Source organism: Lutimonas saemankumensis (genome assembly GCF_020171465.1).
GTDB classification, from domain to species: Bacteria; Bacteroidota; Bacteroidia; order Flavobacteriales; family Flavobacteriaceae; genus Lutimonas; species Lutimonas saemankumensis.
Window position 1 is genome coordinate 391,468 of sequence record NZ_JAIUZR010000003.1, and the last position, 16,810, is coordinate 408,277.

At 39.8% G+C, this 16,810-nt stretch carries 11 protein-coding genes and 1 tRNA gene; 9 read left to right on the forward strand and 3 right to left on the reverse strand.

Annotation, left to right across the window (positions count from 1 at the left end; translation table 11 throughout):
• The first annotated feature begins 20 nt into the window (after positions 1 to 20).
• The 5 genes from LCM02_RS03200 (at position 21) to pulA (ending at position 6,285) form a co-directional block, all read left to right on the forward strand.
• The gene (locus tag LCM02_RS03200; RefSeq protein ID WP_224926882.1) at positions 21 to 596 is read left to right on the forward strand and encodes a pentapeptide repeat-containing protein; all 576 of its coding nucleotides are present in this window, start codon (positions 21 to 23) and stop codon (positions 594 to 596) included.
• A gap of 161 nt (positions 597 to 757) precedes the next feature.
• Complete coding sequence (locus tag LCM02_RS03205) at positions 758 to 3,019, forward strand: S9 family peptidase (protein WP_224926883.1); 2,262 nt, start codon at positions 758 to 760, stop codon at positions 3,017 to 3,019.
• A gap of 20 nt (positions 3,020 to 3,039) precedes the next feature.
• Complete coding sequence (locus tag LCM02_RS03210; protein WP_224926884.1) at positions 3,040 to 3,954, forward strand: DnaJ C-terminal domain-containing protein; 915 nt, start codon at positions 3,040 to 3,042, stop codon at positions 3,952 to 3,954.
• 2 nt (positions 3,955 to 3,956) lie between these two features.
• Positions 3,957 to 4,256 carry a chaperone modulator CbpM gene (locus LCM02_RS03215; RefSeq protein ID WP_224926885.1) on the forward strand — a complete coding sequence of 100 codons (300 nt, stop codon included), beginning with the start codon at positions 3,957 to 3,959 and terminating at the stop codon, positions 4,254 to 4,256.
• A gap of 31 nt (positions 4,257 to 4,287) precedes the next feature.
• On the forward strand, positions 4,288 to 6,285 hold the full coding sequence (pulA, locus tag LCM02_RS03220; protein ID WP_224926886.1) for a type I pullulanase: 1,998 nt from the start codon (positions 4,288 to 4,290) through the stop codon (positions 6,283 to 6,285).
• 35 nt (positions 6,286 to 6,320) lie between these two features.
• Here pulA and LCM02_RS03225 read toward each other — a convergent pair whose 3' ends face one another.
• Entirely contained in the window at positions 6,321 to 7,847 is a 1,527-nt protein-coding gene (locus LCM02_RS03225) for a T9SS type A sorting domain-containing protein (protein WP_224926887.1), read from the reverse strand.
• Positions 7,848 to 8,061: 214 nt separating this feature from the next.
• Positions 8,062 to 8,133: transfer RNA gene (locus tag LCM02_RS03230), tRNA-Arg, on the reverse strand.
• 115 nt (positions 8,134 to 8,248) lie between these two features.
• On the opposite strand from LCM02_RS03230, the gene LCM02_RS03235 reads away from it, so the two are divergent.
• The 4 genes from LCM02_RS03235 (at position 8,249) to LCM02_RS03250 (ending at position 13,384) form a co-directional block, all read left to right on the forward strand.
• On the forward strand, positions 8,249 to 10,219 hold the full coding sequence (locus LCM02_RS03235; RefSeq protein ID WP_224926888.1) for a glycoside hydrolase family 97 protein: 1,971 nt from the start codon (positions 8,249 to 8,251) through the stop codon (positions 10,217 to 10,219).
• Positions 10,220 to 10,298: 79 nt separating this feature from the next.
• Complete coding sequence (locus tag LCM02_RS03240) at positions 10,299 to 11,345, forward strand: o-succinylbenzoate synthase (RefSeq protein ID WP_224927772.1); 1,047 nt, start codon at positions 10,299 to 10,301, stop codon at positions 11,343 to 11,345.
• A 31-nt stretch (positions 11,346 to 11,376) separates the two neighbouring features.
• Positions 11,377 to 12,324, forward strand: coding sequence for a CPBP family intramembrane glutamic endopeptidase (locus LCM02_RS03245; protein WP_224926889.1), 948 nt, complete (start codon positions 11,377 to 11,379; stop codon positions 12,322 to 12,324).
• The gene (locus tag LCM02_RS03250; RefSeq protein WP_224926890.1) at positions 12,314 to 13,384 is read left to right on the forward strand and encodes an AMP-binding protein; all 1,071 of its coding nucleotides are present in this window, start codon (positions 12,314 to 12,316) and stop codon (positions 13,382 to 13,384) included. The genes LCM02_RS03245 and LCM02_RS03250 overlap by 11 nt, the downstream gene beginning before the upstream one ends.
• Positions 13,385 to 13,446: 62 nt before the next feature.
• Here the strand turns inward: LCM02_RS03250 and secA are convergent, their stop codons facing one another.
• A complete protein-coding gene (gene secA / locus LCM02_RS03255; RefSeq protein ID WP_224926891.1) occupies positions 13,447 to 16,782 on the reverse strand; it encodes a preprotein translocase subunit SecA in 3,336 nt (1,111 codons plus the stop codon).
• Positions 16,783 to 16,810: the final 28 nt, after the last annotated feature.

A 16,810-nucleotide genomic window follows, 5' to 3' on the forward strand; every position in this document is an offset into this window, starting at 1 on the left:
ACAATTGAACCAATTAGGGGATGAAAGAACAGTATTACAAAGAACAGCACTTTGATAATGAGGATTTTACCGCGAAAGGAATGATCGAAGCTGATTTTGAGGCCTGTTGCTTTAAGGGCTGTAATTTTTCAGGAGAAGACCTTTCAATGATCGATTTCATAGACTGTGAGTTTATTGAATGTAACTTGAGCCTTTGTACACTTAATGGTACCTTATTTCAGGAATGTATATTTAACCGATGCAAATTGTTGGGTCTCAGGTTTGAAAATTGTAACGATTTTGGCCTTTCTGTTCAGTTTTCTTTTAGTATCCTTGATAACAGCTCATTTTTCAAGGCAAAAATACCATCAACAAAATTTTTTAATTGTCAGCTTAGAAATGTTGATTTTTCCAACGCCATGATGGAATCTTCTGAATTTATTGAAAGCGATCTCGAGGGTGCTGTTTTCGATCAAACCACGCTTGACAAAGTTGATTTCAGTACCGCTGATAATTTTTCAATAGATCCTGAAGCCAACAAGCTTAAAGGAGCAAAGTTTTCGAGATCAAACCTCAAAGGCCTTTTGCTTAAATATAATTTGAATATCGAAGGTTGAATTTGATTTTGGGCTTCATTGTAACTTACTTATTTCAATACTATTCATCAGGGAAATGGTCAAAAAAACCCTATCTTTATCATGATCACAGAAGTGATTTTCAAAATAAATAAGAGGATAAATTAAACCTATTTAATTATCAGTAAAACAATACAATAGATATGTGTAAGTATTTTAATCTTGCCTTATTCCTGGCTTTGATTCCTTTCAGTTTAATTGTGGCCCAGGAGAATATGAATTCTCAATTGTTAAACCTTGATCGAATTTATTCCGGTGAGTTCAGTCAAAGCTATGAGCGCACCATACAATGGATCGAAAACGGAAACGCTTATGTGATCATTGAAAAATCCAAACAGAACCCGGAGGCAGATAGATTGGTACGCTATGACAGTCAAACCCAGAGTCAAAGCGAATTCGTGTCTGCGTCAAATTTAGTGACCGGGAAGGGCCCCTTAAAGATTGAGAGTTTTAGCCTGTCGGCAGATGGTTCAAAAGTACTGATTTTTACAAATTCAAGCAGAGTCTGGCGCTCCAATACCAAAGGAGATTATTGGGTTTTTGATCAAGATTCAGGAGAACTGAAACAATTGGGTATGTCTATGGAACCTTCCTCCTTAATGTTTGCTAAGTTTTCATCAGATAATAAATATGTCTTTTATGTACATAAGTTCAATATTTACAAAGAAAATTTTCAAACAGGTGAGATAGAACAGTTAACTGCCGATGGGGATGGGGATATCATTAATGGTACGTTTGACTGGGTCTATGAAGAGGAATTTGGTAAGCGAGATGGTTTTAGCGTCAGCCCTGAGGATAGTTATCTTGCTTTCTGGAATTTGGATGCCTCAGATACAGGTGTGTTCTATATGATCAACAACACGGATTCTATCTATTCACGGCCAATACCTGTTCAGTATCCCAAAGTGGGTCAGGAACCCTCTGCAGCAAAGATTGGAGTGATCGACCTCAAAAAAGGAACAACCGTTTGGGTTCCTTTGTACGGCGGGGAACGAGAGAATTATGTTCCCGGAATGCAGTGGGTGAATGATGATCTACTGCTGATCCAGCAAATGAACAGGCATCAGAATACGCTTATTGTATGGTCCTACGAACCATCTACAAAGGCTTTGCGAAAAGTGTATACGGAAAAAGAAGACACCTATATTGAGCTCTTGTACCCGGATATTTCATCTAATAGCTGGGGAAGCAATGATCTGGAACTGGCTGATGGCGGGAAAGCTTTTTTAAGAATGACTGAAAACGATGGCTGGAGGCATATTTATAAAGTTCATATCAGTACAGGTGAAAAGGTGCTTGTGACGCCGTTTGACTATGATGTGGCCTCGATGCGCGTTCCAACAGAAAAAGGTATCTATTATATGGCTTCCCCGGAAAATAGCATGCAACGATACTTATACAGTACCGATATAAAAGGTAAAGGCAAGCAAAAAAGACTGACGCCGGCGAGTTTTAGCGGGGTTAACAATTACAATATCGCCCCCAACGGAAAGTATGGCATCCATACCCATCAAAGTGCAAAAACGCCAAGAACCGTGCGGTTTGTGAGCTTGCCGGATCATAAGATCATTAAGACAATAGTTGATAATAAGGCTTATGCCGAAAAAAGGTCAACGCTGTCACTTCCGGAGGTGAAATTTACAAAAGTAACCACGGAAGAAGGTATTGAGATCGATGTAAAAATGGTACTTCCTTTAAATTTCGATCCAAATCAAAAATACCCTGTTATTTTTAATGTTTATGGTGAACCCTGGGGACAGGTGGCTACAGATACACAGGTCGGTTTATGGGATGTAATGATGGCTCAAAAGGGATATGTCATCGTGAATATGGATAACAGAGGAACTCCTTGTTTAAAAGGAAGTGAATGGAGAAAAAGTATTTATCGTCAGGTGGGCCGAATTAATGTCAGAGATCAGGGCCTGGCCGCGAAGGAACTGTTAAAGCTTGAATATCTTGATAAGGAAAGAATCAGTGTCTGGGGATGGAGTGGCGGAGGAACCATGACCTTGAATCTGTTGTTTAAGTTCCCTGAAATCTATAAAACCGGAGTAGCCGTAGCCGCTGTATCCAATCAGCTGGTTTATGATAATATTTATCAGGAACGCTATATGGGCCTTCCGCAGGAGAATATGCAGGATTTTATAGATGGTTCTCCTGTTACCTATGCCAAAAATCTTGAAGGAAACCTCCTTTTGATTCACGGGACTGCCGATGACAACGTTCACTATCAGAGTGCTGAAATCCTGATCAATGAATTGATAAAGCAAAATAAACAGTTTCAAATGATGGCCTATCCCAACAGGTCTCACGGAATTTATGAAGGTGAAAACACAAGGAAACATTTGTATACCACCATTACTGAATATATCATGGAACACAATCCGCCAAATGCATCCAATTAATTCTTAATTGATTCGTTGACATGGAATTTATTGATTATTACAAAATACTTGGGGTAGATAAAAAAGCTACAGAAGCTGATATCAAGAAAGCTTACAGAAAGCTGGCGAGAAAGTACCATCCGGATCTGAACCCGAATGATAAGAAGGCTGAGCAAAAATTCAAAGAGATAAACGAAGCCAATGAGGTTTTGAGCCATGCGGAGAACAGGAAAAAGTATGACACTTACGGTAAAGACTGGAAGCATGCAGAAGAATTTGAAAAAGCCAAACAACAGGGATATTACAGGGACAGGAGTTCCAGGGGCCAGTCAGGAGGCCAGTCTCAAAGACAAACGTATTCCGGACATTTTTCTGAAGAAGATTTTTCTGATTTTTTCAGTTCCATGTTTGGCGGCGGCAGGTCATTCAGAGGCAGGTCAGCAACCTTCAGGGGGCAGGATTTTCAAGCAGATCTTCATTTGAGCCTAAACGATGTATACCATACGCACAAGAGAACTTTGACCGTTGATGGCAAGAATATACGACTTACTATTCCTGCAGGGGTAAGGGATGGACAGACAATCAAAATAAAGGGCTATGGTGGAGAAGGCGTAAATGGCGGACCGAAAGGAGATCTGCACATACGATTTCAAATCGATAATTCCACTGAGTTCAAAAGAGATGGAAACAACCTCTTTAAGACAGTTGATCTGGATATGTATAAGGCTGTTTTAGGAGGAGAGCTGGTCATTAATACCTTTGAGGGAAAGGCTAAACTAAAAGTTAAGGAAGGTACTCAAAACGGAACCCAGGTGAAATTGAAGGGGAAGGGCTTTCCGGTCTATAAAAAAGAAGGTCAGTTTGGTGATCTGATCATCACTTATCGAATTAAAATTCCTGAGAACCTGAGTTCAAAGGAAAAGGAGTTGTTTAACGAACTGTCTAAATTGAGATAATTATGAAAATAGAGAATTACATTTCTGTTCATCATCTTTGTGAATTGTATCAGGCGAAGATTTCTTTTTTCAGAGAACTGGATGATCAGGGATTACTTGAGATCGTTGCTCTTGAAGATACCTTGTATCTGCATAAGGACAGGTTACATGAAGTTGACCGTATTATAAGGATTCATCGTGAACTCAATGTAAATATTGAGGGAGTAGATGTCGTGCTGAATCTGCTTCAAAGAATGGAAAAGCTACAGGCTGAGTTAAGCAGGGTTCAGAGCAGGTTAAGACTGTATGAAGAAGATTTTTAAAAAACCATGAAAAACGTAAAATCAATTAAAAATGATGAAACCTTTGAGAGCGGCGATTTTCCTAATTCTGATTAGTGTGCTTGGTTCCTGCTCAAATAAAAATGAAAAAGGCCATTCCCACAGGTCCGGTGAAAGCCCTGGTGAGGAAGGGCTATGGCTTTCTTACCGTGAAGAGGCTACCGTATTTAAATTATGGTCTCAGAATGCCGATAAGGTTCGGTTAAATTTGTACAGACAGGGCAAAGGAGGAGAACCTTTTGAACAATTTGAAATGGAGCAGGGCCCTGGTGGCATGGCATGGGTCAAAGAACTTGATGGTGACTGGAACGGAACTTATTATACGTATCAGGTAAAATATGACGGTGAATGGCTTGATGAGACCCCTGGGGTTTATGCCAAGGCTGTTGGGGTGAATGGAAAAAGGGCCATGGTTCTTGATATGAAACTCACAAATCCTGAAAACTGGGATCAGGACAAAGGCCCTCAATTAAACTATCCGAATGAAGCCATAATCTACGAAATGCATATCAGGGATATGACGATTCATCCGGAGTCAGGGTCTTCGGGTCCGGGAACCTATTTGGGGTTGGTGGAATCAGGAACCAGAGGGCCTGGTGGAGTTGCCACGGGTATAGATCATTTAAATGAGCTTGGGGTTAATTATGTACATTTATTGCCCACTTTTGACCACTATGCCATCAATGAAAGCAGGCTGGACAGTGCACAATTCAACTGGGGCTACGATCCCCAAAATTACAATGTTCCTGAGGGATCTTTTTCTTCTGATCCTTTTCACGCTGAGGTGCGTATTAAGGAGTTTAAACAAATGGTCAAAACATTTCATGACCATGGGATAGGGGTTATTCTTGATGTGGTTTATAACCATACAGGGAGGACTGAGAATTCTAATTTTAATCTGGAAAGTCCGGAATATTATTACAGATTTAGAGACGATGGAAGCTATTCTGATGCTGCAGCCTGTGGAAACGAAACGGCTTCTGAAAAGATCATGATGCGGAAATTCATTCTGGAATCTGTCAAATACTGGGCAGAAGAGTATCATCTGGATGGATTTCGATTTGATCTTATGGGTATTCATGATATTGAAACGATGAATGAAGTTGCTCAAACCCTTAAAGATGTTAACCCTAATATTTTTGTCTATGGAGAGGGATGGACCGCAGGAGACAGCCCGTTGCCTGAAGAAAAAAGAGCCTTAAAAAAACACATCATAAAAATGCCCCTAATCACTGCGTTTAGTGATGATATCAGAGACGGTCTAAAAGGTTCGGTTTTTGTAGATGAAAGCACTGGATTTGTCAGTGGGGCAGAAGGGGCCGAGGAGTCGGTAAAGTTTGGCATTGTGGGTTCTATTGAACATCCTGAAGTGGACTATGGTAAAGTTAATTATTCAGATTCTGCTTGGGCCAATGACCCCTGGCAGGCTATTTCCTATGTTTCATGTCATGATAATCATACCTTGTATGATAAATTGAAAGTGTCACGACCCGACACCGGTAAAAAAACCTTAATCGCCATGGATAAGCTTGCCAATGCGGTGGTTATGACCTCGCAGGGGGTAGCATTCATTCATGCCGGATCTGAAATGCTCAGGACGAAGGCTGAAGAACATAATTCGTATAATTTACCGGATTCCATCAATCAGATTGACTGGAACTGGAAGGCTGATCATTTGAAAGTCTTTGAGTATTACAGGAATCTAATCCGACTAAGAAAGGATCATCCGGCATTTAGGATGACCTCTGGAGATGAGGTGAGAAAACATCTGTCATTTGAAAGGACGGAACCCGGTCTTATTGCCTATCAAATAAAGGATCATGCCAATGGAGATTCCTGGAAGAATATCCTTGTGGTCTACAATGCAAATGAGGCTCCTGTTGAAATGGAAATTGAAGGTAGCTGGACTTTAGCCGTAAGAGGGGATGAATTCAATCTCAAAAGTGGTGAAATACTCTCCGGTGTAGTCAGAGTGCCTTCAATTTCCATGTTTGTCGCTTATCAGAAATAGGCCCCAAGAGGAACCTGCTTCGTAACAAAGATCTTTTAATTACCAATAACAATCTTTTCTTTGTAAATATAGGTTCCATTTTTAATCACGGCAAAATACATTCCTTTTGGCAGTTTTGAGGCATCATATTCAATCTCAGTCTCTTGACCCTTTTTAGTTCTTGCATTGAAGAAGGTTCCAACTTTTTGACCATGAATATTGAACATTTCGATTGAGGAAATACCATTCTCTTTCGATTTAAACGCAATTTTGCCTGCTTCTGTAGCCGGATTTGGGTAAATAAGAGGTTTGTTTCTAATTTCTTTAATCCAAACCGTCTGAATTTCTTCTTCGTTTTCAGTATCATCCTTATCATCACAATGACCAGGTCCAATTCTTCCGTTATTAAAATCATCAAGAATTCCACCCAGTTTAACTGCCTTATCTTCCAATGTTCTATTGCCTTTCACTTCCTGAGGCGTATGTTCTTCCAAGAAATCTGTAGCCTCCTTATATGCATCGGCAATGTCACTTGGATCTGAATTATTGAGCAAATTCAATTGGGCAGCAATGTATTGGTAAGCCAGAATATAATATTTCCCTCCCTTACCAGGTTTTGTGTCAAACACTTCGCAATAATTCTGTTTCGAAAGAAAAAAACTGGTATTTTCAGCGTAACCACCAGGAATTAAATCCCATGTAGAGTCCCTTCTGGGACCATTTCCGTTACCGGATTTACAAAGTGAATGGGTCTTCCAGTATCCTTGCGTTAGCGTGCATCCATCGTAGACTTTCTCAACATCAACAACCACTCCACCAACAATAAAGGAGTCTCCATTGTAATTGTCTGAAGCCGGATCGGGTGAATAAATTGAAATATCCAACCGATCTATATCCCCTGGAATATTTTCGAATTTATATTCGAATAAAAGAAACGAGTTTCCCTGATCATAGGTATTTTCAGAGAAAGTTGCATTTAAATATCCATCATCGGATTTTATATTTATAATCATGTTTCGAATTGTTGCGTCCAATTCCGAAACGGGGATTCGGACAACAATATCCCTGGATTCATTTGCAGGTTCGAAATCGATTGAATAAGTGTATGGATTTGCGGACCCATTGTGATACATGAAGACAGGTGTTATATCGGAATAGCTTGTGTAGGTTAATTCCAAACGATTTCGATGAATAAGTGCGTAGAATGAATGAATGTTGTCTTCCATTCCACTTTTAATTACCGCATTAATAACAGAGTTTGTAAGTGATGAGAACTTCCTTGAATAGACTCCTATAGAAGGATCTGAACCTGAGGAAAGATTTTGATCTCCTGATATTTGAGACCATTCTGAATCAGAATCAGATCCATTGTCAAACAAGACCCCGTCCGATGGAGGGATTGCATTAAATCCTTTTGAAGTGGCATAAGCCTTTACCTCATTGACAGAATTCCAATCAGAAATTGATAAAGACTCTGAAGTTTTTCCATTCACTCCTAATCCGAGGAGTTCGATTTGTTGAGCCTGACCAACGTTTAAGGAGGTGCACAAAAAAAATAAAAATAAAAGTAACTTTTTAACCATAGCAATTTGATTTTTGGACTTATTTGGTAAATGTACAAAAAAATATCAATTTTTGCAATTTGGCTAAATGGTAACCTGTTTAAAGTCAGTTTATTGAAGAGAATATTTTCACAGTTTTACACTATGAGATCAGATAGGTTAATTTAACAGTTGAGCAAATAATAATTGAGAAGAAAATTTATGGGGGTAACCTTACACTCCCTTTAGGAAAAAGTACCTCCGCTAGGAATCGAACCTAGATCTAAAGTTTAGGAAACTTTTGTTCTATCCGTTGAACTACGGAGGCATATATCGAATTTAATCTTCCTTTTGGACCAACAAATATATATTTAAAATGTAGAATTGGAAAGCTATTTGAAGGGGTTTTTTTATATTTATGATCCTATCCAAATCATTGAAATATGCTGTCCAATTATAATATTAGATTTTACTTGTGTTTTCTACTGCTGGTTGCTGTTACCTCCCATATTTTTGGGCAGACCGAATCGATTTCTTCCCCCGATGGCAGGCTGTTATTAACGGTTAAAACAGAGGGTGACATTAATTGGAACATTAGTTTAAATGGAAAGATTGTTATCGAAGAAGCAACTATTGCCATGCTCATGGGAGGGAAAAGAACCCTTGGGCAAAAGGCGAAATTGAAAAATTCTACCCTGGACAAGAAAACTGAATCTATCAGGCCTGATATTCCTCATAAAGACGCTAAAATCAAAAGTGAATATCTGGAACTAAACCTGAATTACAAGGATGGCTACAGGATCGTGTTTCGGTTGTTCAATGATGGTGTGGCCTATAAATTCATCGATTCAAGATCCACTTCTGGAATTGTTGAAAATGAAATTTTGAATCTTCGGTTTCCTGAAGGAGCCAAGTCTTACTTCCCAAAGGAAGAATCGATGTACTCCCATAATGAAAGGTTTTATTTGCACAAGGAAGTTTCGGATTTAAAAATGGGTGATTTCTGCAGTTTACCGGTTATGTTTGAGCATGCTGAATCAAAGGTTTTGTTTACGGAAGCTGCCTTGCACAATTATCCGGGAATGTTCCTTAGAAAGGAAGGTGAGGGTTTACAGTCTGTATTTCCTAAATTTGTTTTGAAGGCCACTGCCAATGAATTGAATTCTCCTGATCGAAACCAGATTATTGAAAAGGAAGCAGATTATATCGCTAAAGTAGACGGGCCGCGAGAGTATCCCTGGCGCGTTTTTATTATAGGCGATAAGGATGAGGTTTTTCTTGAGTCTAATTTAGTTACCCAGCTCTCGAACAGCTCGAAGATTGAGGATACATCCTGGATCAAGCCCGGGAAGGTGGCTTGGGACTGGTACAATGACAACAATATATACGGGGTTGATTTTGAAGCCGGAATAAATGATAAGACTTATAAATATTATATCGATTTTGCATCTGAGAACAACATTGAATATGTGATACTGGATGAAGGATGGACAAAGTCTACCACAGAGATCAAGGAGGCCAATCCTGAAATCGATATCAAGGGATTGATTCAATATGCAAAAGATAGAAATGTTGGTATCATCCTGTGGGTCCTTTGGAAGCCTCTTGATGAGGATACGGAGGAAATACTTTCTCTTTATGCCTCCTGGGGAGCTCAGGGAGTCAAAGTGGATTTTATGCAAAGAAGTGACCAGTATATGGTAAATTCTTATGAACGGATTGCTGAAATTGCGGCGAAACACAAGCTTCTTGTAAATTATCATGGGGCCTTTAAGCCGGCTGGCATAGAAAAGGCCTGGCCCAATTTGATCAATTACGAAGGTGTCAAAGGGAATGAAAATAATAAATGGAGTCATGACATTACACCTGAACACAATGTAACCATTCCTTTTATCAGAATGGCAGCGGGACCGATGGATTTTACGCCCGGGGCAATGGCCAATGCACATGAAAGGAATTATGCGGTTAGTTTTACAAGGCCAATGGCCATGGGAACCCGGTGTCATCAGTTGGCTATGTATGTGATCTATGAGGCACCTTTACAGATGTTATGCGAATCCCCGAGCAGATACCGAGAAGAACAGGAATCCGTTGATCTGATAAGTGGAATTCCCACAACTTGGGACGAGACTCTTGTTTTTGATGCCCAAGTGGCTGATTATGTTTTAATGGGAAGGAGAAAGGATGAGGATTGGTTTTTAGCCGGCATGACAGATAATACGGCCAGGTCTTTTACACTGAGCCTGGATTTTTTACCAGTCGATAAAACCTATAAAATGGAAATCTTTAAAGATGGAGTAAATGCTTCAAGGCATGCGGAAGATTATAAAAAGGAAATCCTCGAGGTAGACCGGAACAGTATCATACCGGTAAATATGGTTTCCGGTGGGGGATGGATTGCCAGAATCTATTAGAAAAATAGTTCTGGAAAGAACCCCGTATTAAAATTTTAGAATTAGTATATATTTGTTTTAAATCTTCAAAAACTTGGTTATTAAAGCATCATTTCACAGATATTTTTTAAACTTTAAAATTCCCGGGGGTACATCAAGAGGTGTCCTAAAACAAAAGGAAACGTTTTTTCTGATGCTGGAGTCCGATGGGAAAAGCGGCATTGGAGAGTGCGGATTATTTCGTGGCCTGAGTTACGATGATCGGGAGGGTTATGAAGCAAAACTGAAATGGCTGTGTAACAATATCTCGCTGGAAAAGGATTTATTGTTGCAGGAATTGAGAGAATTCCCTTCGATTCAGTTTGGCCTGGAGCAGGCTTTGCTGTCTTTATATAGCCGGTCCGGGTATGACCTTTTTCCTTCCGGTTTTACCCAAGGCAAGGATTCAATACCCATTAATGGATTGATCTGGATGGGAAGTGAGGAGTTTATGAAGGATCAAATAGAGAAAAAGCTTCAGGAAGGTTTTACAACCATTAAAATGAAGATTGGTGCTATTGATTTTGATACTGAACTGAGTCTTTTAAAAAATATTAGAAGTCGGTTTAACGCATCTGAACTGGAATTGCGCGTTGACGCTAATGGAGCATTTAATCCGAATGAGGCCATGAGAAAACTTGAAGCTCTGTCCCAATTGGATATTCACTCTATTGAGCAGCCAATAAAAGCGGGCCAAACAGAAACCATGTACAATTTATGCCGATCAACACCGCTGCCAATTGCTCTTGATGAAGAATTGATCGGGATTGTCAATATTGAGGATAAAAAGAAGCTATTAGATGAAATAAGCCCACAATTCATCATTTTAAAACCTAGTCTGGTAGGAGGTTTTCAGGGAAGTAGAGATTGGATCCGGCTAGCCAAAAAAAAAGGGATTGGCTGGTGGATCACTTCGGCTCTTGAAAGCAATATTGGTTTGAATGCCATTGCTCAGTTTACCTATACGCTGGATAATAACCTTCCTCAAGGATTAGGAACGGGCGGCCTTTTTACAAACAATATCAGTTGTCCGCTTTTTGTGGATAAGGGAGCCTTGCATTATTCTAAAGATAGAAAATGGCAGGAAGTAGAACAGTTTTTAAATTGAATAATAGTATTTTTAGAAAAAATTTTACCACATGAACTTTATTGAACAGGCCTACACCGGGAAAAATGACTGGTGGCGTTATATCCTTACGATTATTATTGTTTTTCTTGGCTGGCAATTGATAGGGGTGGTACCTCTATTTGTTGTTGCCTTGAATAAAGCCGAAGGTGTAAATGATTTGATCGTTAGCTCTCAGAATGCTTTTGCTGATCTGGGAATAGATTCTAATCTTTACTTATTTGTTGTTCTACTCACCTTTGTATTTGGTTTGCTTGCCTTGTTGTTTTCTGTTAAGAAAGTTCATGTTCGAAGTATCCGCAGTTTAATTACTTCGCGCTCTTCAGTGGATTGGAACAGGGTCATCTACGGGTTTGTATTTTGGTTTTTGATTTCTGTTTTATTCATCGCTATTGATTATGTGATTCATCCGGATCATTTCGTATTGAATTTCAAACCTGTACCATTTTTGATTCTTTTGGTTGTTGCGTTTCTGTTCATTCCATTACAAACTAGTTTCGAAGAATTGTTGTTTAGAGGCTACCTGATGCAGGGGCTCGGGATTGGATTTAAAAGTGCCGCCGTTCCCTTTTTGATTACATCGATTGGTTTTGGATTGATGCATGCTTTTAATCCGGAAATCGAGAAATTAGGGTCTTTGATCCTCCTCTATTATATTGGAACCGGATTCTTATTTGGGATCATAACCCTAATGGATGAAGGAACCGAACTGGCTTTGGGTATGCATGCCGCAAATAATATTGTGGCTGCGGTAATTGTAACAGTAAATTGGGCAGCTTTTCAAACCGAGGCACTCTTTAAGGATATTTCCGAACCGTCTTTAGACATGTATATGTTTTTGCCCGTATTTGTGGTCTATCCCTTGGTCATTTATTTCTTGGCTAAAAAATATAACTGGTCCAACTGGAAAAATAAACTTTTGGGACCTGTTGGTGAGGCTCCTTTGAATGATGAAAACTAGTCTTTTACATCCAAAATTTAAATGGAATGACAGGTCATTCTTACATGAGGATGACCTGATTCAATTTGTTGATGCCTGTTATCCTGAACTTTCTGATTTTGTGACAGAGTGGTTTTCTGAATCTGGATTAATTCGTATAAAGACATCAGGCTCTACGGGTGTACCAAAGGAAATTTCCTTGAAAAGGGAACACATGATAAATTCAGCAAAGGCAACGGCATCTTTTTTTGCTTTAAATGAGGGGGCCAAAGTGTTACATTGCCTTCCTTTAGGTTATATCGCCGGCAGGATGATGTTGGTACGAGCCATGATCAAGGGCTGGGAAATGGATATGGTTGAAGCTTCAGGTACTCCTGAAATTAGGGATATAAGGTATGATTTTTCAGCTATGGTCCCGTTACAGGTCCAGAATAGTCTTGAGAAGCTTGGGAACATAGGTGCTCTGATCGTTGGAGGAGGAGCAGTTTCTGATGAACTAAAAGAAAGAATTACTGATCTGAAAACAAAAATATATGCCACCTATGGCATGACGGAAACCGTAACCCATGTTGCCCTTGCACCACTCAATAAAGCCTCAGGCCTTGAAGGGGGGAAAACTGTTTATAAGGCATTACCCAACATTAATTTTTCAAGAGATTCAAGAAGCTGCCTGGTCATTGATGCACCAGATATATGTGCGGATCAGGTGGTTAGCAATGATATTGTGAAACTAATTTCACCCAGCTCTTTTCAATGGATCGCAAGGCATGATCATGTTATCAACTCAGGCGGAATTAAATTAATGCCGGAGCTGATCGAAAAAAAATTGAGCAAACTTATTCATGTTCCTTTTTTTCTTGGCCCGGAAAAGGATGAAAGATTGGGAGAACAAATGGTCCTATTTGTAGAAAGTGATCAGGAATATGATCTTTTGTCAGTATTAAAATCGTATCATGAAGAGCGCCCGAGAATTTTGTTAAAATTCGAAATTCCGAGAAAAGTATATTTTGTGAACTCGTTTATCTACACAGAAACAGGAAAAATTCAGCGGGAGCAAACAATGAAAAAGGTTTTAAATTAGAAATGGGATGAATTTAAACTGATAAATTCACCCCATCTTTATTTTTAATATTCAAGAATTGTTTAATCCTCTGAGATAAGCACCCATTGCCCTTTTTCGATCAACGGAATCGCTTGTTTGTACTTAACGGTTTTGGATTCACCCGTTGCAATATTCTTGATGTTAACCCTTTCGTTACGTCCAATTTTTCTTTCCGTTCTGACTATGGTCTCAGTTACCTGCTGTGGTTGAGTCTGATTGGTCTGAACATCCTGGGTCGGACTATTGAATTCAGCTTTGCTCAACTGGACTTTTTCCTTTTTTTGTTCTCTTGCCTGAGAAACCTGTTGCGGGCTTTGACTAGGAAGCTCTCCTTTGAACAGGAAGGAAAGTACTTCTTTATTTACCTTGTCCAGCATTTGTTTAAATAATTCAAAGGCTTCAAATTTATAGATCAATAAAGGATCCTTTTGTTCGTAAGTAGCATTTTGAACCGATTGTTTAAGATCATCCATTTTTCTCAAATGATCTTTCCAGGTGTCATCAATAATGGCTAAGGTGATATTTTTTTCAAAATCTTCAACCAGCTGCTGCCCCTCAGTTTCATAAGCATCTTTTAAATTCGTAATTACCTGCAAGGTTTTTATGCCATCGGTAAACGGAACAACAATGCGCTCATATCGATCTCCCTGTTTTTCATAAACATCCTTGATCACCGGATATGCTGCTACAGCACTTCGTTCAATTTTACTCTGATAGTGCTCATAGACTACTTTAAACAACTCTTCAACCAATACCTGTTCATCTTTAGCCTCAAATTCTTCCTTGCTAAAAGGTGAAGTAGTGGAGGAGAAACGAATCAGTTCAAATTCAAAATTAGAGTAGTCGTTAGTTGCCTTATTGTTCAGTACTATGGAATCACAAGTGTCATAGATCATATTCACTATGTCTACCTGCAAACGTTCTCCGTACAACGCATGCCTTCTTCTTTTGTAGATCACCTCTCTTTGCGCGTTCATGATATCATCATACTCCAATAATCGCTTACGAATTCCAAAGTTATTCTCCTCGACTTTCTTTTGGGCTCTTTCAATTGATTTGGAAATCATGGAATGCTGAATGACCTCACCTTCTTTAAGACCCATTTTATCCATCATCTTGGCAATTCTGTCCGAGCCGAATAAACGCATCAGATTATCTTCCAGCGAAACGTAGAATTGGGAAGATCCCGGGTCACCCTGACGTCCTGCACGACCTCTTAACTGGCGGTCAACACGTCTTGAGTCATGTCTTTCAGTACCAATAATTGCCAAACCTCCGGCTTTTTTCACCTCATCAGATAATTTGATATCCGTTCCCCTACCGGCCATGTTGGTAGCAATAGTTACCACCCCCGGGTTACCTGCCGATTCAACAATGTCAGCCTCTTTTTTGTGCAATTTAGCATTCAGTACATTGTGTTTTATCTTTCTTATAGATAGCATTTTAGAGAGTAACTCTGATATTTCAACAGAAGTAGTACCTACAAGAACCGGCCTTTGCTGGTTGACCAGATTGTTGATCTCATCAATCACAGCGTTGTATTTCTCTCTTTTTGTCTTATAGATCAAATCCTCACGATCATCCCTGATAAGAGGCATATTGGTGGGGATCTCAACCACATCAAGTTTGTAAATTTCCCAGAATTCTCCCGCTTCCGTGATGGCCGTACCGGTCATACCTGAAAGCTTGCGATACATCCTAAAGTAATTTTGCAGGGTGATGGTGGCAAAAGTCTGAGTTGCCGCTTCGATCTTTACATTTTCCTTCGCTTCAAGTGCCTGATGCAGCCCGTCTGAATAACGTCTTCCGTCCATAACACGGCCAGTCTGTTCATCCACGATCTTGATCTGATCCTCAATGATCACATATTCTACATCCTTTTCAAAAAGAGTATACGCCTTAAGCAACTGATTCATGGTGTGAATCCTTTCACTCTTTATACTGAAATCCCGATATAATTCTTCTTTCTCCCTGGCTTTATCTTCTGCTGATATGTCCTTGGCTTCGATCTTTCCAACTTCGATTCCCATATCAGGTAAGACAAAGAAATGATCTTCATTGTCTCCAGAAAGATGTGCAATCCCTTTATCGGTAAGGTCTATGGAATTGTTCTTTTCCTCAATGACAAACAGAAGCTCCTCATCAATTTTTGGCATTTCACGGTTGTTGTCCTGCATGTAGAAGTTTTCCGTCTTTTGAAGCAATTGTTTGATTCCCTCCTGACTCAAAAACTTGATCAGGGCCTTGTTTTTAGGAAGCCCTCTGAACACCCGGTACAAAAGGAAGCCACCGTCCTTCGTATTCCCTTCCGCGATCAGTTTTTTGGCTTCTGCCAACACCCCTATAAGGTATTTGCTTTGTAATCTGACCAACTCATCTACCTTCGGTTTTAATTCATTGAATTCATGACGATCTCCCTGTGGGATCGCACCTGAAATGATCAGCGGTGTTCGTGCATCATCTACCAATACAGAGTCCACCTCATCCACAATCGTGTAGTTATGTGGTCTTTGAACCAGGTCCTTAGGAGAGTGGGCCATATTATCTCTCAGGTAGTCAAAGCCGAATTCATTATTGGTTCCGTAAGTAATATCAGCGAGATAAGCCTTTCTTCTTTCATCTGAATTGGGTTTGTGATTGTCGATACAATCGATGCTCAAACCGTGAAACTCAAAAATAGGCCCCATCCAGGCCGCGTCACGCTTCGCCAGATAATCGTTAACGGTTACTACGTGCACTCCATTACCGGTAAGGGCGTTCAAATAGATGGGCAAGGTGGCCACAAGTGTTTTTCCTTCCCCGGTCATCATCTCAGCAATGTTTCCCTGGTGCAGTACCGACCCGCCAATCAACTGAACGTCATAATGAACCATATCCCAGGTAATGGGTTTGCCCGCCGCGTTCCATGAATTGGACCAGATGGCGTCGTCACCCTCAAGGGACACGTAATCATGAACCGATAATTCTCTGTCAAAGGCTGTCGCTTTTACTTTGATAGTTTCATTATTGGCAAATCTTTTTGCAGTTTCACGCATAACGGCAAAAGCTTCGGGCTGAATCTCATTCAGCACCTTTTCAGAAGCGTCATAGGCCTGATCATTCAACTGATCAATTTCCTTGTAAATTGCTTCTTTTCTGTCTATACCAGCAGTCTCGATTTCCTTCTCAAGGTTTTGGATCTCCTCCTCAAAAGGTTTTCTTGATTCGGCAATCAATTGTTTAAAACGGGTTGTTTTATTTCTAAGATCCTCAATGGTCAGGGAAGACATTTCCTGGTCGAATGATCTTACTTTTTCCACTAAAGGCTGCAGCTGCTTTAGATCTTTCTTTCTCTTATCTCCTACAAATGCCTTTAATACTGAATTTAAAAAACTCATAATCTAACGTTTATTAAAACCGATCCCG

Coding starts and splice junctions, on each gene's coding strand:
- LCM02_RS03200 (WP_224926882.1), top strand. CDS start 21: ATGAAAGAACAGTATTACAAAGAACAGCACTTTGATAATGAGGATTTT.
- LCM02_RS03205 (WP_224926883.1), top strand. CDS start 758: ATGTGTAAGTATTTTAATCTTGCCTTATTCCTGGCTTTGATTCCTTTC.
- LCM02_RS03210 (WP_224926884.1), top strand. CDS start 3,040: ATGGAATTTATTGATTATTACAAAATACTTGGGGTAGATAAAAAAGCT.
- LCM02_RS03215 (WP_224926885.1), top strand. CDS start 3,957: ATGAAAATAGAGAATTACATTTCTGTTCATCATCTTTGTGAATTGTAT.
- pulA (WP_224926886.1), top strand. CDS start 4,288: ATGATGAAACCTTTGAGAGCGGCGATTTTCCTAATTCTGATTAGTGTG.
- LCM02_RS03225 (WP_224926887.1), bottom strand. CDS start 7,847: ATGGTTAAAAAGTTACTTTTATTTTTATTTTTTTTGTGCACCTCCTTA.
- LCM02_RS03235 (WP_224926888.1), top strand. CDS start 8,249: ATGCTGTCCAATTATAATATTAGATTTTACTTGTGTTTTCTACTGCTG.
- LCM02_RS03245 (WP_224926889.1), top strand. CDS start 11,377: ATGAACTTTATTGAACAGGCCTACACCGGGAAAAATGACTGGTGGCGT.
- LCM02_RS03250 (WP_224926890.1), top strand. CDS start 12,314: ATGAAAACTAGTCTTTTACATCCAAAATTTAAATGGAATGACAGGTCA.
- secA (WP_224926891.1), bottom strand. CDS start 16,782: ATGAGTTTTTTAAATTCAGTATTAAAGGCATTTGTAGGAGATAAGAGA.